The 25,731-nt window shown below is 40.4% G+C and carries 24 protein-coding genes; 4 read left to right on the top strand and 20 right to left on the bottom strand.

Features of this window, described 5'->3' with window-relative positions; genetic code table 11:
* Position 1: 1 nt before the first annotated feature.
* Together mce and B7E06_RS10335 are read right to left on the bottom strand one after the other, a co-directional pair.
* A complete protein-coding gene (mce, locus tag B7E06_RS10340; protein ID WP_082233905.1) occupies positions 2 to 817 on the bottom strand; it encodes a methylmalonyl-CoA epimerase in 816 nt (271 codons plus the stop codon).
* 15 nt (positions 818 to 832) lie between these two features.
* Positions 833 to 2,485 carry an acyl-CoA mutase large subunit family protein gene (locus B7E06_RS10335; protein WP_082233904.1) on the bottom strand — a complete coding sequence of 551 codons (1,653 nt, stop codon included), beginning with the start codon at positions 2,483 to 2,485 and terminating at the stop codon, positions 833 to 835.
* Positions 2,486 to 2,657: 172 nt separating this feature from the next.
* On the opposite strand from B7E06_RS10335, the gene prli42 reads away from it, so the two are divergent.
* A complete protein-coding gene (gene prli42 / locus B7E06_RS21870; RefSeq protein WP_245807718.1) occupies positions 2,658 to 2,768 on the top strand; it encodes a stressosome-associated protein Prli42 in 111 nt (36 codons plus the stop codon).
* A 34-nt stretch (positions 2,769 to 2,802) separates the two neighbouring features.
* Here the strand turns inward: prli42 and B7E06_RS10330 are convergent, their stop codons facing one another.
* The 12 genes from B7E06_RS10330 to B7E06_RS10280 form a co-directional block, all read right to left on the bottom strand.
* Complete coding sequence (locus tag B7E06_RS10330) at positions 2,803 to 3,345, bottom strand: L,D-transpeptidase (RefSeq protein ID WP_082233903.1); 543 nt, start codon at positions 3,343 to 3,345, stop codon at positions 2,803 to 2,805.
* 45 nt (positions 3,346 to 3,390) lie between these two features.
* The gene (locus B7E06_RS10325; protein ID WP_082233902.1) at positions 3,391 to 4,341 is read right to left on the bottom strand and encodes an aromatic acid exporter family protein; all 951 of its coding nucleotides are present in this window, start codon (positions 4,339 to 4,341) and stop codon (positions 3,391 to 3,393) included.
* 76 nt (positions 4,342 to 4,417) lie between these two features.
* Positions 4,418 to 4,855 carry a BrxA/BrxB family bacilliredoxin gene (locus B7E06_RS10320; RefSeq protein ID WP_143414483.1) on the bottom strand — a complete coding sequence of 146 codons (438 nt, stop codon included), beginning with the start codon at positions 4,853 to 4,855 and terminating at the stop codon, positions 4,418 to 4,420.
* 137 nt (positions 4,856 to 4,992) lie between these two features.
* Complete coding sequence (locus B7E06_RS21555) at positions 4,993 to 5,163, bottom strand: transposase (protein ID WP_143414482.1); 171 nt, start codon at positions 5,161 to 5,163, stop codon at positions 4,993 to 4,995.
* A 259-nt stretch (positions 5,164 to 5,422) separates the two neighbouring features.
* Positions 5,423 to 6,718, bottom strand: a complete 1,296-nt coding sequence (locus B7E06_RS10315) for a dihydrolipoamide acetyltransferase family protein (protein ID WP_082233900.1) — start codon at positions 6,716 to 6,718, stop codon at positions 5,423 to 5,425.
* Positions 6,719 to 6,736: 18 nt separating this feature from the next.
* On the bottom strand, positions 6,737 to 7,720 hold the full coding sequence (locus tag B7E06_RS10310) for an alpha-ketoacid dehydrogenase subunit beta (RefSeq protein ID WP_082233899.1): 984 nt from the start codon (positions 7,718 to 7,720) through the stop codon (positions 6,737 to 6,739).
* A 15-nt stretch (positions 7,721 to 7,735) separates the two neighbouring features.
* A complete protein-coding gene (locus B7E06_RS10305) occupies positions 7,736 to 8,674 on the bottom strand; it encodes a thiamine pyrophosphate-dependent dehydrogenase E1 component subunit alpha (protein WP_082235975.1) in 939 nt (312 codons plus the stop codon).
* A gap of 74 nt (positions 8,675 to 8,748) precedes the next feature.
* Complete coding sequence (lpdA, locus tag B7E06_RS10300) at positions 8,749 to 10,170, bottom strand: dihydrolipoyl dehydrogenase (RefSeq protein ID WP_082233898.1); 1,422 nt, start codon at positions 10,168 to 10,170, stop codon at positions 8,749 to 8,751.
* A gap of 16 nt (positions 10,171 to 10,186) precedes the next feature.
* Complete coding sequence (gene buk, locus B7E06_RS10295; RefSeq protein WP_179134037.1) at positions 10,187 to 11,272, bottom strand: butyrate kinase; 1,086 nt, start codon at positions 11,270 to 11,272, stop codon at positions 10,187 to 10,189.
* Between the two features lie 15 nt (positions 11,273 to 11,287).
* On the bottom strand, positions 11,288 to 12,382 hold the full coding sequence (gene bcd, locus B7E06_RS10290; RefSeq protein WP_082233896.1) for a branched-chain amino acid dehydrogenase: 1,095 nt from the start codon (positions 12,380 to 12,382) through the stop codon (positions 11,288 to 11,290).
* Positions 12,383 to 12,394: 12 nt separating this feature from the next.
* A complete protein-coding gene (yqiS, locus tag B7E06_RS10285) occupies positions 12,395 to 13,297 on the bottom strand; it encodes a phosphate butyryltransferase (RefSeq protein WP_082233895.1) in 903 nt (300 codons plus the stop codon).
* Between the two features lie 18 nt (positions 13,298 to 13,315).
* Positions 13,316 to 15,382 (bottom strand): sigma 54-interacting transcriptional regulator, encoded by a 2,067-nt coding sequence (locus B7E06_RS10280; RefSeq protein ID WP_082233894.1) that lies wholly within the window; start codon positions 15,380 to 15,382, stop codon positions 13,316 to 13,318.
* Positions 15,383 to 15,518: 136 nt separating this feature from the next.
* Here B7E06_RS10280 and B7E06_RS10275 point away from each other — a divergent pair, with 136 nt between their 5' ends.
* The 3 genes from B7E06_RS10275 to B7E06_RS10265 are packed head-to-tail and all read left to right on the top strand — an operon-like array spanning position 15,519 to position 18,450.
* A complete protein-coding gene (locus B7E06_RS10275; protein WP_082233893.1) occupies positions 15,519 to 15,752 on the top strand; it encodes a DUF2627 domain-containing protein in 234 nt (77 codons plus the stop codon).
* Positions 15,753 to 15,796: 44 nt separating this feature from the next.
* Positions 15,797 to 17,713, top strand: coding sequence for a DUF294 nucleotidyltransferase-like domain-containing protein (locus B7E06_RS10270; protein ID WP_082233892.1), 1,917 nt, complete (start codon positions 15,797 to 15,799; stop codon positions 17,711 to 17,713).
* Positions 17,714 to 17,715: 2 nt separating this feature from the next.
* Positions 17,716 to 18,450 (top strand): 3'-5' exonuclease, encoded by a 735-nt coding sequence (locus B7E06_RS10265; protein WP_082233891.1) that lies wholly within the window; start codon positions 17,716 to 17,718, stop codon positions 18,448 to 18,450.
* Between the two features lie 35 nt (positions 18,451 to 18,485).
* Here B7E06_RS10265 and B7E06_RS10260 read toward each other — a convergent pair whose 3' ends face one another.
* From B7E06_RS10260 to B7E06_RS10235, 6 genes are all read right to left on the bottom strand, one after another.
* Entirely contained in the window at positions 18,486 to 19,832 is a 1,347-nt protein-coding gene (locus tag B7E06_RS10260) for an aspartate kinase (protein ID WP_082233890.1), read from the bottom strand.
* Positions 19,833 to 20,167: 335 nt separating this feature from the next.
* Positions 20,168 to 20,950, bottom strand: a complete 783-nt coding sequence (gene spo0A / locus B7E06_RS10255) for a sporulation transcription factor Spo0A (RefSeq protein ID WP_082233889.1) — start codon at positions 20,948 to 20,950, stop codon at positions 20,168 to 20,170.
* A 287-nt stretch (positions 20,951 to 21,237) separates the two neighbouring features.
* Positions 21,238 to 22,428 carry a SpoIVB peptidase gene (spoIVB, locus tag B7E06_RS10250; RefSeq protein WP_082235974.1) on the bottom strand — a complete coding sequence of 397 codons (1,191 nt, stop codon included), beginning with the start codon at positions 22,426 to 22,428 and terminating at the stop codon, positions 21,238 to 21,240.
* Between the two features lie 213 nt (positions 22,429 to 22,641).
* Positions 22,642 to 24,372, bottom strand: a complete 1,731-nt coding sequence (recN, locus tag B7E06_RS10245; RefSeq protein WP_082233888.1) for a DNA repair protein RecN — start codon at positions 24,370 to 24,372, stop codon at positions 22,642 to 22,644.
* A gap of 19 nt (positions 24,373 to 24,391) precedes the next feature.
* Entirely contained in the window at positions 24,392 to 24,841 is a 450-nt protein-coding gene (gene ahrC, locus B7E06_RS10240; RefSeq protein WP_082233887.1) for a transcriptional regulator AhrC/ArgR, read from the bottom strand.
* Positions 24,842 to 24,903: 62 nt separating this feature from the next.
* Positions 24,904 to 25,725 (bottom strand): TlyA family RNA methyltransferase, encoded by an 822-nt coding sequence (locus tag B7E06_RS10235; protein WP_082233886.1) that lies wholly within the window; start codon positions 25,723 to 25,725, stop codon positions 24,904 to 24,906.
* Between the last annotated feature and the right edge of the window lie 6 nt (positions 25,726 to 25,731).

Genomic DNA, 25,731 nt, shown 5'->3' with positions numbered 1-25,731 from the left:
ACTAATCCTCCTGCTTTGGCTGACACAGTTCAAACAAAACGCCTCCTGCAGCTGAGGGGTGCAGAAAGGCCACCTGGCTGTCGTGTGCTCCTTTTTTAGGTTCCTTATGAATGAGAGGAACCCCTTCTTCTTCATATTGATTAAGCCTTAGAGTAATATCATCCACTTCTAGCGCGATGTGATGAATTCCTTCTCCTCTTTTATCAATAAATCTTTGTATCGGCGATTCTTCACTCGTCGGCTCGAGAAGCTCGAACCTGCTTTCTCCAATTTTTAAAAAGGCAACCCTTACCTGCTCAGATGAAACTTCTTCTACCGCTTCAAGCTGCAGGCCGAGCGTATGCTGATAAAAAGGCAATGCGGTTTCAATTTGTTTTACCGCTATCCCAATATGAGAGATTTTTTTGGGTGGCACTGGTGTTTCCTTATGAATTAATTGTTTGATATAAACAGCAATCGCATCCGTCGGTGTCCCGCTCGTAAAGACTTTCTGGACCCCGCTCTCCTCCAGGAAGGGAATATCCTCTGCCGGAATTACTCCTCCCCCAATGACAGGAATATCTGATGCATTTTCTTTAGAAAGGGCGTCCACCACTTTAGGAAAGAGAGACTTATGGGCTCCTGAAAGTGATGACAGCCCAACGACATCGACGTCTTCCTGAACAGCCGCCCTCGCGATTTGAACAGGAGATTGTCTCAGCCCCGTATAAATAACTTCCATTCCATTATCACGCAAAGCCTGAGCGATAATAAGGGCGCCGCGATCATGTCCATCCAGTCCTGGTTTTGCTATAAGTACCCGTATTGGTTGCTTCATTCCCTAGTCACCTTCCTACATCCCCGTATATTCTCCAAACTCATTTCTGAAAACATTAGCTATTTCACCAACAGTTGCATATGCTTTTACGGCTTCCACAATATGTGGCATGACGTTTTCACGGCTGTTTGAAGCTCTCTTTAAATTCCGTAAACATTCATCTACTTTTTGTTGATTACGGCTGTTTCTCACTTGTTTAGTCTTTTCAACTTGTTCATGCTCCAACTGTTCGTCTACTCTTAACAAGTCGGGATTAATTTCTTCATCAAGCTTATATTCATTTAAGCCGACTACTATATCCTCTTTAGATTCAATTCGCTTTTGAGCATCATAGGCTGCCTGATGGATTTCCCTCTGCATATATCCTTCTTCAACTGCTTGAACGGCACCGCCCATTTTTTGGATTCGATCGATGTATTCCCCTGCTTCTTTTTCTATTTTGTCTGTGAGCGCTTCCACATAATAGGAGCCACCAAGGGGATCAACTGTATCAGCTACACCGCTTTCCTGGGCGATTATCTGCTGGGTGCGTAATGCAATACGTGCGGAATCCTCCGTTGGAAGCGCTAAAGCTTCATCTCTGGAATTCGTATGCAGACTTTGTGTGCCTCCCATAACGGCTGCTAAAGCCTGAACAGTTACCCGAACGATATTATTATCTGGCTGCTGAGCTGTCAGGGTGCTGCCTCCTGTCTGAGTATGAAAGCGCATCTTCCAGCTCTTAGGATCTGCTGCCTGATAGTGTTCTTTCATTATTTTTGCCCAAATTCTTCGGGCGGCTCTAAATTTAGCTGCTTCTTCAAAGAACTGGTTGTGTGCATTGAAGAAGAAAGCGAGACGAGGAGCAAACTGGTCTACTTCTAAACCCGCTTCAATTGCCGCATCTACATAAGCCATACCGTTAGCAATGGTAAATGCCACTTCCTGAACGGCCGTTGACCCAGCTTCACGGATATGATAACCGGAAATACTAATCGTATTAAATTTTGGCAGGTTCTCCTGACAGTAAGCAAAGATATCAGTAATTAAGCGCATAGATGGTTTTGGCGGATAAATATATGTACCCCTCGCAATATACTCTTTTAAAATATCGTTCTGAATCGTTCCTGTCAGCTTTTCAGGAGACACTCCCTGCTTTTCGCCAACTGCAATATACATGGCCAGTAATATGGAGGCGGGTGCATTAATCGTCATCGATGTGCTTACTTGATCAAGCGGAATTTGATTAAAAAGCGTTTCCATGTCCTCAAGAGAGTCTATCGCCACTCCTACTTTACCGACCTCTCCTTCAGCCATAGGGTCATCAGAATCATAACCAATTTGTGTTGGCAGGTCAAAAGCAACTGATAAGCCTGTCTGGCCCTGCTTAAGCAGGTAACGGAAACGATTATTCGTTTCTTTAGCTGAACCAAATCCGGCATATTGCCGCATCGTCCAGTAACGGCTTCTGTACATCGTTGGCTGGATGCCTCTCGTATATGGATATTGACCAGGATAACCAAGCTTCTCTTCGTAACCTGTATCAGGAGCCTCCGGACTGTATAAGCTGTCAATTAAGATTTCAGAACTTGTCTGAAACTTATCTTTTCTTTCCGGAAATCTCTTAGTGATTTTTAGAATATCCTCTTTCCATTTTTCTTTGCCTGTTTTTCCTGTAGCTTCATTCATAATACTGCCCCCTTAATAAAGGTCTATTTCTAGGATAACACATATATAAAGCGCTTACGTTTCAAAATATTATTGAAATTCACAATTTTATTTTAAACTATTCCTCCCCCTTGTCCAAATGTTAGAATTCCTTTAAAATAACGTTAGTAGGTGACGAAGGAGGTTTTATACCTTGGCTAAGAAAAAATCAAAACGTGAAAAACGGATGAAAATTATTATTTATTTAATGATTCTGTCTATGTTTTTATCAAGCCTTCTGGCAGGCGCAAGCTTCTTTTTGTAAATCGGCGCTTATAAAACAAAACCGAGAGCCTTTTTCAGGCTCTCGGTTTTTCTTTCGATAAAACTTGTGAGAACATAGCGTCCCATTGTTTTCTTTCCCAGCTGTTATAAATCTCTTCATAGTTTGAATTATCTTTTACAATAATTACTTTTGAACCTTCTTCTACAATTGTATAGAGCTTTTCTACCTGCTTATTATTCATACGAATACATCCAGCGGAAACAGACTTGCCGATCGATGATGGCCGATTCGTTCCATGTACACCATAAATCCTGCCGTCTGAGCCTTTAGCATCAAACCCTATCCAGCGGCTGCCTAACGGGTTATCAGGATGGCCTCCCGGGATATCCTTTTTTCGATAATATGGATCGACAGCTTTTACTTTGAACGTAAATTCCCCTTCCGGTGTCAGTTCCTCCGTCTTGCCTGTGGATACTTCAGCTTTATAGATTTGTTCTCCATACTGATAAACCACCAGTTCATGGGTCGATTTATTTACGATCGTAAGCGTTTCTCCTGTGACGACAGGAGGTACAAACAAAGAGAAAAACAACATCATTGTCTGGAGCAGAAGCATGAGCGGGTCATCCTTTTTTCAAAGTATCCCTCTTTCGATCGGCTCCTATACATCACTCTTTTTAAATGAGCGTTTTATAATTAAATATTGTTCAATTTCATTGAGCAGATGGAACAAACTTGCCCGAATTTCAAACTCTTCTCTCGTTGCCGGCAGATCCTTATCTCTAAATGATTCTCTTAATTCTTTTAGTTTCCTTAAGTAAATTAATGCCGTATTTCCTGGATTTACTCCTTCAGACAGCTCTTCAAAAAATTCGGCAATTTTCACTGAATTCTCATGAGTGCCAGAAATCCGGGTGACTAAAGGAAGCATGCGCTCAAGCAGCTCAAATTGCTTTGTTCTCATATGAAAGTAATGATAATAAGGATTATGGCTTCTTAACAAATGGTTCTCTACGTCACGAAAGGACATAGACTTCGCTTCTTCTATTAATGCTGCTGTTTCGGTAATTTCTTTTCCTGTCCATCCTTCGTTTCCATCCCGAAGGAAGCTTGCGATTTCTTTTAGGATGACAGAGAAATTTTCCTCGATGTCCTTTTGGTAACTTTCAAGCTTGCTTTCAAGACTCGGCATATATACATTTAATAATAAAGCTGTTCCGATCCCAACAGTGATCAAAAGCAGTTCATTCCATATAATAGACAGGCCAATCGCCTGTGCTGAATATAGATGCAGGATAATAACCGAGCTCGTAACAATACCCGGAGTCACCTTTAACCATACAGTAGTAGGAATAAATAAAAATAGCATAAGCCCTATGGATATAGGATTATATCCTAATAGTTCAAAAAATAAAAAAGAATAGACCATGGCGATAACGCAAGCGGCAAACCGATGCCATGCGGATAGAAAGGAACGTTTTCTTGTAATCTGGATACATAGAATCGTCAAAATCCCAGCTGAAGCAAAATTCTCCAGTTCCAAAAGCTGAGCGATCCATATGGCCAGAGGAGTTCCGATCGCCGTCTTAACCGTTCTATAACCTATTTTCAATGAATTTTTTCACCTCGTCTACGAAAGAAAAGAGGACCTTTGTGTAGAACAAAGATCCCCACATTTTCATTATTTCTTACAATTCCTCACAGTATTCTTCAAAATTGCGCTGTAGTTTACCAATCACTTCCATAGGTTCAAAACCTTCAATATCATGTCTTTCCACCATAGTTTGAATCTTGCCGTCTTTTAATAGAGCAAAAGATGGGGATGATGGCGGATAACCTTCAAAGTACTCACGCGCTCTCTCTGTAGCTTCTCTGTCCTGTCCCGCAAAAACAGTAACAAGCTGATCAGGTCGTTTATCGTAATGGACCGCGTGTGCTGCTGCCGGACGCGCAACTCCACCAGCACAGCCGCAAACTGAATTAATCATAACTAACGTAGTTCCTTCTTTATTTAATGCTTGATCTACTTCTTCAGGTGTTGTTAATTCCTGATAACCAGCTTGAGTAATTTCTTCTCTGGCTTTACTTACAACATCATTCATATAAATATTAAAATCCATGTAAATGGCCCCTTTTCTTTAAGTACTATCCACAGTTTACCAAGTTTTTTTAAGGCTTTCAATTTAAGTGATACGAGAATTCTTTTTTGTAACATTCCTTTTAAAGTAATCTGGAAATACAGTTGGTTTAAAGCCAAGTACCGTTACAAATGCCACCTGGATTTCTTATTATTCAAAGTCTTTTGTTTTTCTTCTTCTACTATGGCATTTAACTGTTTTAAATAAGCATTCTCCATCCGAAGGTATTCCACTTCTTCCTCCATTGTTTTAAATGAAGATGGCTTTTCGTTCTTCTGCTTTTTTTCAGCTGTCATAAAAACTCCCCCTTTTTTTAAAATGAATTAGCTTCAGTTTAAAGGCAGGGGAATGATTTGTATAGAGGGCAAAAAGGTTTGTTATGAAAGGAAATCAGCTAACTTAACTTAAAAGAAAGGAAATTCCTTCTTGAAATAAATAATTGACCTCACCCCTAAGATCTCAATTACTGTGCTAATAAACATAAAAACACGTGAAATCAAGATTTTCATATCTGATCTCACGTGTTTTAATCAGTCGGGCTTCTATTCCAGCCTCTTAATAAACTGATATATTCTCTTTACTCATATTCTCCAGTATCTCTTTAACCCTTGCCAGGAAGTTCCCTGCAACTAAACCGTCAAGTATTCGGTGATCAAGTGAAAGACAGAGGTTAACCATATCTCTTGCTCCAAACATACCGTTCTGGTAGACAGGTTTCTTCACGATGGATTCTACCTGAAGAATGGCAGCTTGCGGGTGATTAATAACCCCCATGGACTGAACCGAACCGAAGGACCCCGTATTATTAACGGTAAACGTTCCACCTTCCATGTCCTTAGAAGTAAGCTTGCCCTGGCGTGCCTTAGCAGCCAGATCGGTAATATCTTTTGCAATTCCTTTAATGCTCTTCTCATCCGCGTTTTTAATAACTGGAACAAACAATTCATTTTCCTTTGCTACAGCAATGTTTAAATTAATTGCTTTTCGCTGGATAATCTTATCTCCCGCCCACATGCTGTTTAACTGTGGATATTCTTTTAAAGCTTGAGACACAGCTTTGACGAAAAACGAGAAAAATGTCAGGCTGAAGCCTTCTTTTTGTTTAAATTCATTTTTGAGTGAATTCCTAAGCTCTACAAGACCTGTCACATCCGCTTCAACCATCATCCAGGCGTGAGGGATTTCAGTTTTGGACTTCACCATATTGTTGGCAATCGCTTTTCGTACACCCGTTACCGGGATTTCGATGTCTCCATTCTCAGTCTGAACACCAGCAGAAGTTTTTTCTACAGGTGCAGAAGGTTCACTTACTTCTTCAGGTTGATGCTGGGCCGGTTGAGCTTCGGATTTAGGCATTTCACCGCTGGCGATTATTTTTTCAATATCTTTTCTCGTTATTCTCCCGTCGCGTCCCGATCCTTCCACCTGCTGCAGATCGATATCATGATCCTGGGCAAGTGTCATAACCGCTGGAGAATATCTCTTTTTACTGTCTTTACTTGCTGCCGGCTGTTTTTTCTTATCCTTCTGCTCTTTCGGTTCAGAGACAGGGTCTTCCGTTACGGGTTCGGCTTTTGATTCCTTGTCTTCCTGTTTTTCCGAGCCTGCCCCTTCAACTTCGATATAACACATTAGTTCTCCGACAGCGATAGTTTCATCTTCTTTAGCTATAATTTCTTTGATCGTCCCTGTAAATGAAGACGGAACTTCTGCATTTACTTTATCTGTCATTACCTCTGCAATTGGATCATACTTCTTTACTTGATCGCCGGGCTGAACGAGCCAGGAACTTATAGTTCCTTCGGTTACACTTTCACCAAGCTGAGGCATATTGATTTTTTCTAATCCCACGGGCAGCTCCTCCTTCTATTAAAATTCCGCAAGTTCTCGCATAGCTTTTTCTACTTTATCAGGATTCATCATGAAATATTTTTCCATTGTTGGAGCATAAGGCATTGAAGGTACATCAGGTCCGGCAAGACGTTTTACAGGTGCATCCAGGTCAAACAGGCAGTTTTCACTGATAATCGCTGATACTTCTGAGATTATCCCGCCTTCTTTATTATCTTCTGTGACAAGGAGTACTTTCCCAGTTTTTGAAGCCGCCTCAATGATCGCTTCTTTATCAAGAGGATACACCGTTCTTAAATCTAAGATATGAGCATCAATACCTTCTTCTGCTAGCTTTTCAGCTGCCTGCAGAGCAAAATGCACACATAAACCGTAGGTAATAACCGTTATATCAGAGCCTTCTCTTTTCACATCAGCTTTACCTATAGGAAGTGTATAATCCTCATCAGGAACTTCACCCTTAATTAAGCGATAAGCCCGCTTATGTTCAAAAAACAGAACAGGATCATTATCCCGTATCGATGCTTTCAGCAGTCCTTTAACATCATATGGTGTGGAAGGCATGACAATTTTAAGTCCAGGCTGGCTGGCAAATATAGCTTCAACGGACTGAGAATGGTAAAGAGCCCCATGAACTCCTCCTCCATAAGGAGCACGTATGGTCATTGGCACAGACCAGTCATTGTTGGAGCGGTATCTAATTTTCGCAGCTTCAGAGATAATTTGGTTCACTGCAGGCAGAATAAAGTCGGCAAACTGCATCTCAGCTACCGGACGCATGCCATACATTGCTGCACCAATACCTACTCCGGCAATCGCTGATTCAGCCAATGGTGTATCTAACACACGATCTTCACCAAACTGGTCATATAATCCATCTGTGGCACGGAAAACCCCGCCTCTTTTTCCTACATCTTCTCCAAGTACGAATACTTTCTCATCTCGCTCCATTTCTTCCTTTAATGCTTGGGTAACAGCTTGAATATAAGAAATTACAGCCATGCAAAAGTCCCCTCCTTACTCTTCATATACATAATTCATTGCAGATTCAGCTTCAGCGTATGCTGCATTTTCCGCATATTCTGTTGCCTCATTTACTAAGTCATCCAATTCTTTATTTAATTCTGCCTCTTTTTCCTCTGTAAGAATCTTCTGCTCTCTTAAGTAGTTGGCAAAAGTTACAATAGAATCCTTTTTCTTAGCCTCAGCAACTTCGTCACGTTCACGGTATGTGCGGTCATCATCATCACTGGAATGAGGAGTAAGACGGTAAGAAACGGCTTCAATTAAAGTCGGTCCCTCACCCCTGCGTCCCCTGTCTGCTGCTTCTTTTACAACTGCGTAAACAGCAAGAGGGTCATTTCCATCTACTGTATGGCCAGGCATTCCATATCCTATAGCACGGTCTGATACTTTTTCACAGGCCAGCTGCTTGGATACCGGAACAGAAATAGCATATTTATTGTTTTCTACCATAAATATGACAGGCAGCTTGTGAACACCTGCGAAGTTCGCACCTTCATGAAAGTCTCCCTGGTTGGAAGAACCTTCACCAAAAGTGACAAAAGTTACAAAATCTTTTTTCTCCATTTTGCCTGCGAGAGCAATTCCCACCGCATGTGGAACTTGAGTAGTAACTGGCGAGGATCCTGTTACAATCCGGTTCTCCTTCTGGCCGAAGTGTCCAGGCATTTGGCGTCCTCCTGAGTTAGGATCTTCTGCTTTCGCAAATCCTGACAGCATTAAATCTTTTGCCGTCATTCCAAAAGCAAGGACTACCCCCATATCCCGGTAGTAGGGCAGAGCATAATCCTTTTCAAGATCTAATGCAAAAGATGCGCCAACCTGGGCAGCTTCCTGACCCTGACAAGAGATGACAAACGGAATCTTTCCCGAACGGTTCAGAAGCCACATACGTTCATCTATTTTTCTTGCAAGCAGCATCGTTCGAAACATTTCTAATACTCTTTCATCACTTAAGCCTAATGATTTATGGCGGTTCTCAGCCACAGGAATCCCTCCTTCATTAATTAACCATGTATTTGATTGCCGTCTACTGCCATTGCAGCTTCTCCAATGGCTTCTGAAAGCGTTGGATGTGGATGTATGCTTTCTGCAATTTCCCAAGGTGTAGCATCTAGTACTTTAGCCAGACCTGCTTCTGAAATCATATCTGTCACATGCGGACCGACCATATGAACACCCAGCAAATCATCGCTCTTTTTATCGGCTATAATCTTAACAAAACCATCTGTTTCTCCAAAAACTAAAGCTTTACCTATGGCTTTAAATGGAAACTTGCCAACCTTTACTTCATATCCTTGTTCTTCGGCCTGCTTTTGTGTTAATCCTACACTCGCAACTTCCGGGCTTGAATAAATACAAGTTGGTACCTGGTCATAATCCATAGGATGAGGATTTTTATCTGCCATATGTTCTACAGCTGTTATGCCTTCATGTGATGCTACGTGAGCCAGCTGCATTCCTCCGATAACATCACCGATCGCATAAATATGGGATTCTTTTGTCTGGTAATATTGGTTGGTCTTAATAACACCATTTTCTACTTCTATATCGGTATTTTCAAGTCCAATGTTTGACACATTTGCAGAACGTCCTACAGAAACGAGCATGCGGTCCGCCTGAAATAGCTTGTTTTCCCCGTTTACTTCTGCCTCGATAGATACTTGTCCATCCTTTTTAAGTGTGTCTGTGAGCACTTTTGCGTCTGTTACAATGTTGACTCCTTTTTTGCTTATCTGCTTTCGCATTTCCTTGGCAATTTCTTCATCTTCTGTCGGAAGAATACCTGGAAGATACTCCAGCACCGTTACGTCAACCCCAAAATCTGCCAACATTGATGCCCATTCAATTCCGATAACACCGCCACCCACGATAATCATAGTGTCGGGCAATTCTTTCATATGAAGGGCCTCATCGGAAGTCATAATATACTCACCGTCTATTTCCAATCCCGGAAGTGTTTTTGGGCTGGAACCTGTAGCTATAAGGACATTTTTTGGCACTATCATTTCATTTTCTTCACCGCTGTTTAATTCAACAGAAATGGTTCCTGCCGATGGAGAAAAGATCGAAGGGCCAAGGATCCTTCCAAAGCCTTCAAACATATCGATCTTTCCTTTCTTCATCAATCCTTGCACGCCTTTATGTAACGTATCAACGATTGCCTGCTTCCGTTCCTGCACTTTAGAAAAATTAAGTATTGGAGTTTCTACCGTTATGCCAAATGCATCCGCTTCTTTCGTTTGTCGAAAAACTTCCGCACTTCTTAACAGCGCTTTAGAAGGTATACAGCCTCTATGAAGACAAGTGCCTCCCATTTCTCTCTTTTCGACTATTGCAACTTTTAACCCGAGCTTTGACGCGCGAATGGCTGCTACATAACCGCCAGTCCCCCCGCCAAGTACGACTAAATCATATTCATCAGGCATCGTTCACGACTCCTTTTTATTCTGCAAAATTAGGATAGTTCTTTGGCAGCTCTTCTTTATTTAATACTCGAAGTGTCCCCTCGTTAAGAGCTTCAAGCTCATTTTCGCCAGGGTAGACGAGCACATCTGCAATCCAGCTTACTCTTTTCTTAATTTCTTCTACAAACTTTTTCCCATAAGCCAATCCGCCGGTCAACGAAATGGCATCAATGTGGCCTTCAAGCACAGCACTCATGCTGCCTATTTCTTTAGCAACCTGATAAGCCATAGCATCATAGATCACCTTGGCTTTCTGATCTCCGTGTTTGATCATCTTTTCTACTTCTATCGCATCATTCGTATCAAGATAAGCCATTAATCCCCCTTGACCAACCAGTTTTTTCATCATCTCATTTCGATAGTACTGTCCTGAGTAGCACATGGAGATTAAATCACCGGCCGGCACTGTACCTGCTCTTTCAGGAGAAAAAGGACCATCGCCGTGAAGCCCGTTGTTTACATCCACTACCCGTCCTTCCCTATGAGCACCTACGGTTATTCCCCCGCCCATATGAACGACAATCAGACGGGCATCTTTATAGCTGATGCCTAAATCCGATGCGGTTCTGCGTGCTACGGCTTTTTGGTTCAGCGCATGAAAAATGCTCTTTCTTGGAATTTCAGGTACTCCTGAGATTCTTGCTAAGTCCTGGAGTTCATCTACGACAACAGGGTCTACAATATAGGCACCGATATTAAGCCCTTTAGCAATCTCATGAGCGATAATGCCGCCGAGGTTAGAGGCATGCTCTCCGTTATAACCGTTCTTCAAGTCTTCAAGCATTGCTTCATTAACTTCGTATGTGCCTCCTTCGATTGGACGCAGCAATCCTCCACGTCCGCATACAGCACTAAGCTTGCTAATATTAATTCCTTCATTATCGAGCTGAGACAGTATAACTTCTTTTCTAAATTCATATTGGTCGATAATATTATTAAACTGATTAATTTCATCTACGGTATGGCGAATGGTTTTTTCAAATACTTCCTGCTCATTTTCAAATACACCAATTTTCGTAGAGGTCGAACCAGGATTAATTACTAAAATTCTGTGTAATTGCACGATCTAATCCTCCACTTATCTTCTGCTTAAAATGTGATGGCCGTTTTGAAGGAATTGGCTGCGGGAATGACGCATCTGTTCAATTCTTTCCTCAGCCATCCGGTCTGCCGCTTTATATGTTGGAATTTGATCTCTTTTAGAAATTTCAAATACACGGGCAACATTATCATATATTGATTCTACACGTTTCATAGCTCTCTCTTTATTATAGCCATGCAGTTCATCTGCAACATTAATTACCCCGCCTGCGTTAATTACATAATCCGGTGCATACACGATACCTCTTTCATGAAGAATATCGCCATGCTTGGTTTCTTTAAGCTGGTTGTTCGCTGCTCCAGCAATTACTTTCGCCTTTAGCTGCTCGAGTGTTTGATCATTTATAGTGGCTCCGAGTGCACAAGGAGCATAAATATCACAATCGACACTGTAAATCTCATCAGGTTCCACAGCTGTTGCACCAAATTCTTCGACTGCTCGATTAACAGCTTCTTTATTAATATCAGTAACGATCAGCCTTGCTCCTTCTTCGTGTAAATGACGGCACAGAGTAAATGCTACATTTCCTACACCTTGGACAGCAATTGTTTTGCCTTCTAATGAATCTGTGCCGAAGCCTTCTTTCGCTGCTGCTTTTATCCCCCGGTATACTCCATAAGCTGTTACTGGAGAAGGATTTCCTGAAGATCCAAATGCAGGTGAAATTCCCGTTACATAATCCGTTTCCTCATGAATAATGTCCATATCCTGTTCTGTTGTACCCACGTCCTCTGCTGTAATGTATCGACCGTTTAAGCCTTGAATATAGCGGCCAAAAGCTCTGAACATTGCTTCATTTTTATCTTCTTTAGGATTCCCGATAATTACCGTTTTACCACCGCCGAGGTTTAACCCTGCTGCTGCGTTTTTGTACGTCATCCCTTTTGCCAGGCGAAGGGCATCTTCGATAGCTGCTTCCTCTGATGCATACGTCCACATTCTTGTACCGCCAAGAGCTGGGCCGAGTGTAGTGTCGTGAATTGCGATAATCGCCTTTAAACCAGATTCCTTATCGTGGCACATTACTAACTGTTCGTAGTCATATTTGCTCATGTATTCAAAAATCTCCATTGGTGATTCCTCCTAATTTGAACTATAATTTAATGCTAACGCTAATGAATATAATTTACTTTCTGCTGTGTCTGATCTTGAAGTTAATACGATCGGAGCCTCCGCTCCACTGATTACTGCCGCTACTTTTGCATCGGCAAAATAGATAAAAGATTTATACAAAGAATTGGCTGCTTCAATAGAGTGGGCCAAAAGTATATCAGATGATCCTGCCACTTCTGAATCAATGCCTTTCTGGCTGGCTGCTTTCATACTTACTGCATTATCAAAAGCAAGAGGTCCATCGATGATGCATTGAGTAATCTGGCCTCTTCGATTCATTTGAGAAAGTGCTGCCGCATCAAGCGTGGCCTGCATTGCCGGGTTAATAACCTCTACTGCTGCCAGCGGGGCTACCTTAGGTTTCTCCCAGCCACATTTGACTGCCACCTCGACTGCATTGTTAATAATTTGTACTTTTTCTTCTAAAGTAGGACTCATATTCATAGCAGAATCCGTCAAAAATATTAACCGATCCTGATTGGGGATTTCAAACAAGGCTACATGAGACAACACTCTTTTCCCTCTTAACCCGCTCTCTTTATGCAGAACAGCTTTAAGCAGGGTTTTCGTATCCACTTTACCTTTCATAACTACTTCGGCTTCCTTGGCTTTTACTGCCTTCACTGCTTCAATGGAAGCTTCAGATACTTCACAGTGCTTAACCTGTATAAAAGGATGCTGCAGATCCAGTCCCACTTTTTGTGCTGCTTCTGTGATGCTGTCTTTGTCACCTATTAGTAAGAAAGCTGCCATCTCTATTTCGATTGCTTGTTTGACAGCTGTTAGCACTTCTTCATCTGCTCCTTGAGCAATGGCTACCCTTCTAACGTTATGGCCCTTCAGACGGTCAATCAATTCCTGTAATTTTCTCATACCCTCAACTCCTGTACCTTATGAAAATCCTTGCATGTTTTCTTTATTTAAATTGTATTTATCAAGCTTATAATAAAGATTCCGTATCGATATGCCGAGCGCTTTAGCTGTCTGTGTTTTATTAAAATCGTGAGTCTTAAAGGCATCTGCCAGCAAGCCCTTTTCATATTCATCTACGGCCTCCTGAAGAGATCCGCCAAACCATATGGGGCCTTCTCTCTGTGAATCATAGAATGAAGTAAGTGCAGGAAGATGAGTTTTCTTAATCACTTCCTCCTGATGCTCCATAAAGATCATCGCCCGGCCAATGACGTTCTCAAGCTCACGAACATTGCCCGGCCAGTCATATTCACAGAGTTTAGTAAAAGCTTCCTCATCAATTGATTTAACATTCCGCCCATAATCCTCATTTAATTTTTGAATTAAATGTTTAGTTAATGGGGTTAAATCTCCCTTCCGTTCTCTAAGCGGAGGAATATATATGGGCAGACGATTCAGCCGATAATATAGATCTTCTCTAAAAGTCTTTTGCATGATGGCTTTTTCAAGATTAACGTTCGTAGCCGCTATTACCCGGACATCGACCAAAATCGGCTTTGTGCCGCCAATCCTTACGATCTCCTTCTCCTGCAGGACTCTAAGCAGTTTTGCCTGCATCGGCAGCGTCAAGTCACCAATCTCATCGAGAAAAATACTTCCGTTATTTGCCTCTTCAAAATAACCTTTTTTTCCGCCTTGTTTAGCACCTGCAAAAGCGCCCTCTTCGTAACCGAATAGTTCACTCTCTATCTGCGATTCTGCAATCGCTGCACAATTCACCCGGATAAATTTATTATGCCTCCGATTGCTCTCATTATGGATGGCATGAGCAAATAATTCTTTTCCCGTACCTGATTCTCCCCTTAACAACACAGTCGCAGGCGTCTTTGCTCCGACTCTCGCCTGTTCTAATGCAAGCGTCAGTTCTTGAGAATCCCCGGTTATATCAGCAAATGTATATTTAGCCTCTAAATTTCTAATAATCTGCCGTGCTCTCTTAAGTTCTGATGTTAATGACTGAATTTCACTAACATCGTGAAGGACACCTACACTTCCTTTGAGCTTTCCATCTACGATGACGGGAGCTACATTGACAAGAACCTCTTTTTTTAAAGGTCCAACTTTCATTCTCGCCCCTCTTACCGCACGTCGTGTCTTCAGTACTCTAAGGTGCATGCTTTCTCCTTCGGATATATCAACAGTTGCCGGTTTGCCTACAATATCACTTTCTTTTAAGCCAGTGATTCTCGTATAGGCAGGGTTTATCATTAAACCGCTTCCAATTTCGTCTACAACAGAAATCGCTTCATCCGAAGAATGAATAATCGCTTCAAGCATTGTTTTTACTTCTTTTAAGTCCGTGATTTCTTCAGCCAAGCCTACGATTTCTGTAATATCTTTAAATACAGCGTAAGCACCGATAACATTATCATTAGATCCAATCAGCGGAATTCTTGTAGTGATTACCTTCCGGCCGTTTTCAAGCAAAAGCTCTCTGTTTATTTCTTTCGTTCTCGTAGTAAGCAGCAAAGGCAGTCCGGAAGCTGGAATCACATGATTTATGTGCTGTCCAACCACTTCTTCCCGGTTTCTTCCCACAATCTTTTCTCCACTCTGATTAAGAAATGTTACATTAGCATTTTTATCGATGACAACCATACCGTCATGGATGCTGTTTAAAATTAAATTCTGGTTATTCGTCTGATCTTTTAATTTCCTTAATAATCCTTCTTTTTCTTCTAACAGCTCCGAAATAATATAGGCCACTGACCCAGGAATAACTACAGTTTCAGCCGGTCGAGCCTTGCGTAACTGCTCAAACACTTTTTCAGAACCTGTAGCTTCAATGACGATATCAATATTTTTATGTATGTATGACCGCCACTCATCGCCTGTTTCAATTCCTAAATTCTCAGCAATTGTTAAACCTTCAGCACCGGGATTATGATCAATTACCGCAGCAACGGTAAGCTGATCACTATCATGCAAAATTTTTAATAAAGCTGTTCCGCCTTTACCGGCTCCAACAATTAATACCCGCTTCATAATGATCACACCCTGCAATATTTTGCGTAATTTAATCGTACATTATTCTGCATAAATTAGCAATAGCCGGCTTAGTTTTCAGGTTATAGGTGTTTTGGTATACTAGGGAAGGATTTAGAATAAAGGAGACCGAGATATGCGATTAATTGCATTATTAATATTAGTAATGCCAGGTATTATGGCTGTAATTGGGATAAAATTAATAAGAGACGCTCTTTTTAATGTTTTTCACCCGATTTTTTTACATGTAGCTGTTCAAGGAATTGTAGGTCTTTTGTTTGTAATTGGAGGTATTGCGTTCATCGGTGGGTTTATTCTTCACCGTGACCGTAAGCGAAATTTAACAAAAGGACGTTTCAAAAAGAAGTAGTTTTTTGATCTGCTTTTTTTAAGTGGATGAAAGGAGTTTAAAACATGGCACAATCAGACTTACTCACTTTTTACAGACAACAATATCCTTTCGATCTGCTGAGTGAAGACCAGTTTCAGCAAATCTTCAGCCTGGCTGAAGAGAAGGAATATAATCAGAATGAATTTATTATTCACGAAGATCAGAATGACGATTCCATCGACATCCATTTTCTAGTGACAGGTCTTGCAAAAAATATTATGCATCGGTCAAACGGACGCCAGTTATCGGTAAGGTTCTATTACCCTGGTGATTTAATCGGAGTAATGATTTTATTAACGAGTGGGGAAATGAGATTTTCCGTACAAGCCCTTGAGCCACTGAAAACACTGAAGTTTGACAGAGAAACCTTTCTAAAAGTTATGTCGGATAATACCCAGTTTTCAAAAGTGGTTATGGATGGAATCAGCCATCTAATGAAAAGCTTGTATGATGAAGTGAAATATAAGAGTTCTTCAACCGATGATAACGACGATAAGGAGCTGTACAAAAAACGTGCAGGAGCCTATATGGAAAAGCCGGCATTTATTCACCCACAAGATTCTATTGAGAAGGCTTCACGTCTGCTTGAACAGGAAAAAATTGAAGCATTGCTTGTCAGTGAAGATCGTCAGACCCTCCTGGGCATGATTGGTTATGGTGAACTTCTAAAGGCTTATTTTGAAAATAACCACCGGGACCCGGTTTATCTTCATATGACCGAAGAGCCTTATTTTATAAGTGACCAGGAGTTCATTTATGATGCACTTAGCTATCTTAAGCATCATCCCACAGAAATTATACCTGTACACCATAAAGATAAAATCGTCGGTGTGTTAAGACAATCTTCCTTTTTTACAATTAAGAATTCTGTTTACTTTGATCTGACATACCGAATTTCCAATGCTAAAAAAGTAGATGAGATTAAACCACTATCACCAGTATATAATTCAAGGTTCCAAACCTTTATTAAAGGCTTAATGGATGACCATATGCTTTCCTACAATATAACTGAACTTATTACGAACTATAATGACAGAATTCATAAGCAGGTTATTCAAATTGCCGAAGACGAAATGATCCAGGAAGGTTATGGGGCTCCTCCCATAAACTATTGTTTTATCGTAATGGGCAGTGAAGGACGTAAGGAACAGGCGTTCTCAACGGATCAGGATAATGGCATGATCCTGGCTGACTATGAACATTCTGAAAATAAAGACCAGATTAATCAGTATTTCAAAATTTTCACTAATAAGATCAATGATATGCTGAACATGTGCGGCTTCCCATACTGTACAGGGGATATTATGGCACGTGAGGAAAAGTGGAGGCAAATGAAAACAGACTGGCATCACAGTATTGATCGCTGGATTAAAAAAATGGATGCCGAAGAAATCAGGGATTTCACAATTTTTATGGATTTTCGACCCATCTTTGGTGACTTTTCCCTTGCTTATGACTTAAAAAAATATGTTACCCGCCGCGTCCAACATTCACTAGGGCTGCATCAGCTCCTTATGAAGGATACATTAAGATTTCGTGTTCCCGTTCAGCCTTTTGGGCGGATTACAGGTGTCGGTAAACAGAAGACTTTAAATTTAAAGAAATCAGCCATCATGCAAATTGTAAATACGATACGCATATACAGCATGAAATATGGTGTTGAAAGCATAAACACTATTTCCCGGCTCGATGACCTCGCTGAACAAGAACGCTTCCACCCGCGTGATGCAGAAAATACAAAAGTGGCCCTTCATAAACTCATGGCTTTTCGCTTAAAAGAGAATCTTCGTCAGCTTGATAATAATGAGCCATTATCGAATGAGTTGAAGCTGACCCAGTTAAACAAGGAAGAACGACGCTCTTTAAAAGAAGCATTAAACATAGCGAAACGATTACAGCAGGTGCTCGAATTAAGCTATAACCGAAACCGGGTGGTGTAGGTATGCTACCCATTGATTTACAAATTTTAAAGTATCTGTTTTTTGAAAAACCGATTTATGCTTATAAAATACGGCCCTATTTAACAACGGACAGCTATATAGCTTTAAAAAAGAAACTTTGTGAAGAATTTGTTGACGACCAGGAAAAACAGCCTTTAAATAATATCACTTATACAGTTTTTGATCTTGAAACAACCGGCTTTCTTCCGGAAATTGGTCATGAAATCCTATCTATTGGAGCTGTCAAAATAAATGGCCTGGACACTTATCACCATGAACCGTTTCATCAAGTGGTTAAACCCATTCGGCCGGTAAGAAAAAGTATTCTTTCGTTAACTGGTTTAAAAAAAGATCAAGTAAATGAGGCCCCTACGTTTATTGAGGCATTTGACCGCTTTTTTGAATTCAGCAGAGGGACCGTGCTCGTCGCATATCCTGCAAAGTTTGACATGCGCTTTATGAAAACAATGTTAAAACGCTGGCATTTACCTGATTACTCTCCTCCCGTTATTGACGCTCAATTAATGGCAAAATATCTTTTTCCTGAAAGAAAGTATTATCAGCTTGATCCGCTGTTACGAAAATTTTCAATACCCAAGCTCAAACGTCATCATGCATTAAATGATTCAATTATGACAGCAGAATTGTTTAGAGAGCTAGCTAAAGCTATGGAGGAAAAAAATATATTTACACTTAAACAATTAAAAGAAACTCTTCCTAAAGTACAAAAAAAGTGAGCAGCGCTTTTGCTGCTCACTTTTCTGTTTCTTTCTTAGAAAAAAGCACGGTATAGAGATCTAACGGCTTCCTCAAGATCCGAGGAATTAATTCCAAACATCATGGAAACTTCAGAAGAACCCTGGTTAATCATATCAATATTTATATTGGCATCTTTAAAGGCTGTTGCTGCTTTACTGGCAATACCTACCGCTTCATTCATCCCTTCCCCTACAATCATAATCATCGCCATATCTCTTTCAATAGCAATGGTATCCACATTTAGTTCATTTATAATGCGTTCTTTGACAATTTCTTCTTTTTCAAGCGGCAGTTGATGGGAACGTATAATGACTGACATGTCATCAATTCCAGAAGGAGCATGCTCAAAAGAAATATCTTCTTCTTCCAAAATTTGAAGAAGCCTGCGGCCAAATCCTTTTTCACGGTTCATTAAATACTTACTTACATATAAATTAATGAATCCGGAGTCACTCGCTATACCCGCCACGTGGCCGTCTCTATCCGGAAGTTCTGAGACAATCATTGTGCCTTCTGCTGCAGGGTTATTTGTATTTTTAATACAGACAGGGATCTTTTCTTTAAAGGCAGGAATAAGGGCTTCATCGTGAAATACTGAAAAACCAGCATAAGAAAGTTCTCTCATTTCTCTGTAAGTTAACGTTTTTAACTCTTTAGGCTGATCAACAATCATCGGGTTTACACAATAAACTGAATCTACATCTGTAAAGTTTTCATATAGTGATGCTTTCATCCCTGCAGCTACAATTGAGCCTGTAATATCAGAGCCTCCCCGAGAAAAAGTTACAAGTTCATCGTTCAATGTATATCCAAAAAACCCGGGAATTACCAGAATGCCCTGCCTTTCTCTTAACTTATAGAGCCTTTCGAAACTTTCATCAAGTACTAAAGCACCGCCTGGCTGATCACTTACTAAAATCCCTGCCTCTTTCGGGTTTACATAATAAGATTCCAGTTCCCTTTGATTTAAGTATGAACTTAAAATACGGGCCGTTCCATCTTCACCACACGACTTTAATGCGTCCATCCCTCTACGGTTATCTGTTTTTAGTAACTCGCAGGCTTGATCAATGTTCTGTTTAATTTCTTCTAGGACTGGGCTTCCCACTTCGAGTTCTCTAACAATGGAAGCAAACCTTTCTACAACCTCATCATAAAGCTTCTCATCTAAATTCGATGTCTTAACGGAATCACCAAGAGCTATTAATAAATCTGTAGTTTTTGTATCTTCACTATGTCGTTTGCCTGGTGCTGATACGACAATTGCTTTTCTGTCCTGATCTGATTTGATAATCTCAGTCACTTTTCTTAATTGATTAGCATCTGCGACTGAGCTGCCTCCAAATTTAACGACTTTCATATGTACAACTCCCTATTTTGCTAAAGTGTTTAATAATTAAGAATTGTAACATAATCCGACAAGAAGATGAAATAATATCTAAACTGGATAAATAAGCTCCCAATTCACTCGGAGTTCAGCTTTAGGAATTTTCTCCATACAGATTCATTTTGGAATAGACGCTCATATTTCCATTTTCACAAAACAGATTGTGATATCTACTTGCTTTACACATCAAGACAGTGAGCTTACTCCTGTTACTCAATACTCGTACATCTTGTCCCTGGCTCTATCTCCCTGAAAAATTTCTTGATTCCTTTCTCATATAAGGTTATTTTTGCAAACAAAAAAGCCTCTTACAAAGAAGAGGCTGCTTTATGCTCCAGTCTTAAGCGATCTGCTACCATCGCAATAAATTCACTGTTTGTCGGCTTAGCTTTTGTAGAAGAAATCGTATAACCAAATAAGGAGGAAATAGCATCGATATTACCACGGTTCCAGGCGACTTCAATTGCATGCCGGATAGCTCTTTCGACACGGGAGGCAGTCGTATTATATTTAGAAGCAATATCAGGATAAAGGACTTTAGTGATCGATCCAAGCAAATCGATATCATTATAAACCATCGTGATAGCTTCCCTTAAATAAAGGTAGCCTTTAATGTGGGCTGGCACTCCAACTTCGTGTATGATATGGGTAATACTTGTATCAAGATCCGGCTTTTTCGACTTCGTATAGCTGCTGCCCATCGCACGGTTGATTGGATCTCCTACATGCTTGATTTGTCGGACCTGCTCACATAAATGATCTAAATCAAAAGGTTTCATCATGAAGTAAGCTGCTCCAAGCTCTACAGCCTTTTTAGTTACTTCTTCTTGTCCAAATGCAGTCAGCATGATGACTTCAGGTGAGTTCGCTTTGCCGTTTAGCTCCTGCAGCACAGCAAGTCCATCTACATGAGGCATTATGATATCAAGAATCAGGACATCAGGATCCTTAGATTTCAGCATTTCCAGACAGTCCCTGCCGTTATATGCTGTTCCAATCACTTCAATTCCCTGTGCATCTGTAAAATATTCCTCAAGCAACCTCACGAGCTCACGATTATCATCTGCTAAACAAACCTTTATTTTATCCATTTATTTCCTTCCTCCTTACAGATTTATCCTGTCCCTGTTTATAACTAATTCGACATTAACAATTGTAACCCTTTTTATTATAGCAAATATTTTTACAAAAAATAAGGTTATCTTTAAAATGCTTTCATTTACTCTTGTTTTCTTTGTTATTCGATAAAATTCAACATAAGTTAATTAGTATATGTCGAAATTTGTCGAATTAGTTACATGGTGTTCAATAGTACATCACAATTAGAGAAATTTATTTACAAAAAAATAGCTGTCGACGTTTTCTCGACAGCTAATGATTAACTTGCTTTTTGCTTGTTATTTTCGTAAACATCAATTCCTGCTTCTTTAAGCATCCATTCAATATGGACACCATACCCGGAAGTGGGGTCGTTTACAAAAACATGAGTTACAGCACCGATAATTTTACCATCCTGGATAATTGGGCTGCCGCTCATTCCCTGAACAATACCTCCCGTTTTATCAAGAAGCTCTGGATCTGTGATCTTTATAATCATTCCTTTAGTTACGGGGGAATCTTTTGGCATATTGCGAACAATTTCCACATCAAAAGACTCAAGTTTATCTCCTTTAAGCACAGTTAATATTTCTGCTGGTCCTTCTTTTACCTCTTCCGCATATCCAATTGGAAGTCCTTTTTGATACTTTTTATTTATAATTGGAGTTTCCAAGTCACCAAATACTCCGAAAGAACTGTTTTTTGCGATCGTTCCCATGCGGTCATCTGTAAGGGAAAACTCAGCTTTCTTTTCACCCGGTACGCCCTGTCCGCCTTTTTCAATAGAAGTGACTCGGGAATTAACAATTGTGCCCTCATGAATTTCAATTGGCTTCTTCGTATCCATATCGGCAATTACATGACCAAGAGCGCCATATTTTTTCGATATTGGATCATAAAAAGTCATAGTACCAATCCCGGCAGCTGAATCCCTGACGTATAAACCGATCTGATATTCATTGTCCTGCTTATTTATAGTCGGGGTGATTGAGGTTTCAAATGTATCTCCGCCTCTTTTTACTTTAAATGTGATGTCTTTATTATTTCTTCCTGACTGATCAACCAGGGAAGATAAATCTTCCATATGGTTTAATTCTTTGCCATTACCTGTTAAAAGAATGTCTCCGATTTGAATATCTGCATTCTCTCCCGGTGATGTCTGCCTTTCATTATTTTCACTAACAAGGTGATGTCCGACGACAAGAACTCCTTTTGTCTGCAGTTCAACTCCTACTGAATGCCCGCCAGGTATTAAACGTAAGTCTTTTACTGGCTTCATTTCCGTTTTCTTTATAGGAAGTCCTGCATATTCATGAAAGACGGAATCCGTTGCTACGTCCATTTCTTTGGAAGAAAATGCCGGGACCGGATTTTCACTGGCCATAACCGGCTGAGAAATGGAAATTCTCACTTCTTTTGGAATGGATATATACTCTTGAAGTGGGGATAAGAATGGTATGATAAGCATCATCAACAGGAGTATGGAGCCACATAAATACTTGACATGGTCTTTTTGAAACAATGGTAACACTCCTTTTTTACTCCTGAACCAATCAATTGGCTTACTTATAATGTTGGCTTCCTGACAGTTTTTTAAACGAGCATAATCACAGAAATTATAGGATGCTTTCCCTTACCTTGAAACATTCACCAAAAGAAAAAACGCATGAATAATTCATGCGTTCTACGAAGTCAAAGTTTTGTGCTTTTCTGCTAAGGCTAAAAGCTCTCTGGCATGATCAAGCGTAGTTTCAGTGAGTTCAGCTCCTGTGATCATCCTTGAGATTTCGTCAGCTTTTTCATCTTTAGCCAATTCATAAACTTTTGTAGATGTCCGGTTATTTTTAACTTGTTTTTCAATTCTTATATGTGTATCCGACATGGCAGCGACCTGCGGCAGATGAGATATACATAATACTTGAGATCCTTCAGAGATGCCGTAAATTTTTTCCGCAATCGCCTGTGCTACACGGCCGCTTACTCCTGTATCAACTTCATCAAAGATAACACTTGTAACACCCTGATGTCTGGAGAAAATGTGTTTTAAAGCGAGCATGATCCTCGATAGTTCACCGCCGGATGCTGTTTTGTGAATTTCTTTTAAAGGTTCACCCGGGTTTGTGGTAATTAAAAAAGTAACCGTATCGATTCCATTTTTATTCAGCTGAACCTTCTGACCATCCAGCTCTGGATCCTGTTCTTTCCCTTCTCTAAATGAGAAATCCACTTCAAAGGCAGCCTTTTCTAAATAGAGATCTTTTAATTCCCTGGAAATAGACTTTGACAATTTCCCAGCTGATTTTTTCCTGATCTCATGAAGATGCTTTGCTTCAATAACAGCATCTTTTCCAGCTTCTAGAATTCTTTCCTCAAGTCGGTTAAGGTGAAGATCTTTGTTGGTGATTTCTTCAATTTCTTCTTCAATTTTAGAAACATACTCGAGCATATCTTCAACGGAAGCCCCATATTTTTTCTTCAGTCTGTTAATTTCGTCAAGACGGGATTCAATCTGGTTTAAACGCTCCGGATCGAACTCAAGATCAGACATTTGCATGCTTAATTGAAAAGATATTTCTTCAATTATGTAGTAGGCATTTGTCAGCTCTTCGGAAAGTTTCTTTGTCTGTTCTTCATACTCTGCGGCGCTTTCTAGAGCGGCCATAGAATGACTCAGCCAATCCAATCCTTTTTGCTCGCCGTAAAGGGAATAATAAGAATCATGAATGCCCTTATAAAGTTTTTCGTAGTTCAGCAATTTTTTTCGTTCTTCTTCAAGCTCTTCGTCTTCTAACGGCTTTAATTCAGCCTGCTGAAGCTCTCTCAGCTGAAACCCAAGCAAATCAAGGCGCTGGGCCATTTCCTGCTCATTTTCACCTAGTTCTTTAAAACGCTTTCTAAGTGACAGAAACTCATGATAGGATTTTTTATACTCTTCTTTCGTACGTTTTAATTCACGGCTTGCGTAGAGGTCGAGCAGTTCTATATGCCGGTCAGAATCCATTAGTGACTGAGTTTCATGCTGGGAGTGAATATCAATAAGCGAGCGCCCGAACTCCCTGAGAATGGCAAGGGTTACAAGCTTGCCGTTTATGCGGCAGATGCTTTTCCCCTGACTTGTGATGGTCCTTTGAAGTACGACCATACCGTCTTCTTCAATTTCAATCCCGAACTCTTCTCCTTTTTGATAAACAGGATGATTCGCTGCAATGGAAAACAAGCCTTCAATTGAGGCTTTATTTGTACCATGTCGTACAAACTCCACAGAACCTCTGGACCCTGACAGAAGCTGGATGGCATCAATAATGATTGATTTTCCTGCCCCTGTTTCTCCTGTCAATACGGTAAGTCCTTCGTTAAATGTAATAGAAACTTCATCAATTATCGCAAAGTCTTTAATCGATAATTCTGTTAGCATGTAGCGAGTCACCTCGGTTTTATAACATATTTAATAATTGATCACTAATGCTTTCTGTCTGTTCCTGGCTTCGACATATGATCAAGCATGTGTCATCTCCGCAAATTGTACCCATAATTTCTTCCCATTCAAGGTTATCAATTAAAGCTCCTACAGCATTAGCATTTCCAGGGAGGGTTTTTAAAATGATAAAATGCCCGGCACGGTCTATACTTACAAAGGCGTCCATCATCAGCCTCTTTAGCTTCTCAAGCGGATTAAACCGCTGATCGGCAGGTAGACTGTATTTATAGCGCCCATCCATCATCGGCACCTTTACTAAATGAAGTTCTTTAATATCACGTGATACTGTGGCTTGTGTGACATTATACCCCATTCCTTTTAAACGGTCGACAAGCTCATCCTGTGTCTCAATATCATCGTTTGTAATTAATTCACGTATTTTTATGTGTCGCTGACCTTTATTCATGGTCACCCTCCTTACTAAACAATAGAGAGACTAAAGGCTAGTCTCTCTATTCATCAGTTTGTTCATTTTTTCAGCGAAGCATGTGCCTCTTCAATAACTTCCCGGGTATTTACCTGTGGAAGCATCTTTCCTTCTTCTCCTGTTCCAGGGTAATGAAGATGAACTAAAAATTCAATATTCCCATCTCCGCCGGTAATAGGAGAGTAAGTTAATCCATGGACACAATAGCCTTTTTCCATGGAAAAGCTTAAAATTTCCTCCACTACCTGCCGGTGAACTTTTGCTTCACGAACAATCCCCTTTTTGCCAACCAGTTCTCTTCCTGCTTCAAATTGCGGTTTAATTAAGGCAACTATGTCACTGCCTTCCTTTAACAAATTCGCTAGAACAGGAAGGATAAGTTTTAAGGATATAAAGGAAACGTCAATAGATGCAAACTCAGGCTTTCCATGAACAAGGTCATCAGCGGTTACATAGCGAAAATTCGTGCGCTCCATAACGACGACCTGATCGTGATTTCTTAGTTTCCAATCGAGCTGGTTATAGCCGACATCAATGGCATAACTTAAGCTCACGCCATTTTGAAGGGCGCAGTCTGTAAATCCGCCGGTTGATGAACCGATGTCGACCATTTTCTTCCCTTTTAAATCAATGGAAAACTCTTTAAGAGCTTTTTCAAGCTTTAAACCGCCTCTGCTTACGTAAGGAATGGGTCTTCCCTTAATTTTAATATCGATTGTTTCCTCTACTTTTACTCCCGGTTTATCCAGTCTCGTCTGGCCTTCAAACACTAAACCGGCCATAATCGTCCGTTTTGCTTTTTCTCTAGTTTCAATAAGTCCTCTCTCTACGAGAAGAACATCGAGTCTTATTTTCTTTCCCATAAACTT

Source organism: Halobacillus massiliensis (assembly GCF_900166625.1).
Classification (GTDB): Bacteria; Bacillota; Bacilli; order Bacillales; family Halobacillaceae; genus Halobacillus_A; species Halobacillus_A massiliensis.
Note: the sequence above shows the minus strand (reverse complement) of the source record. Positions and strands in the feature narration are given on the sequence as shown.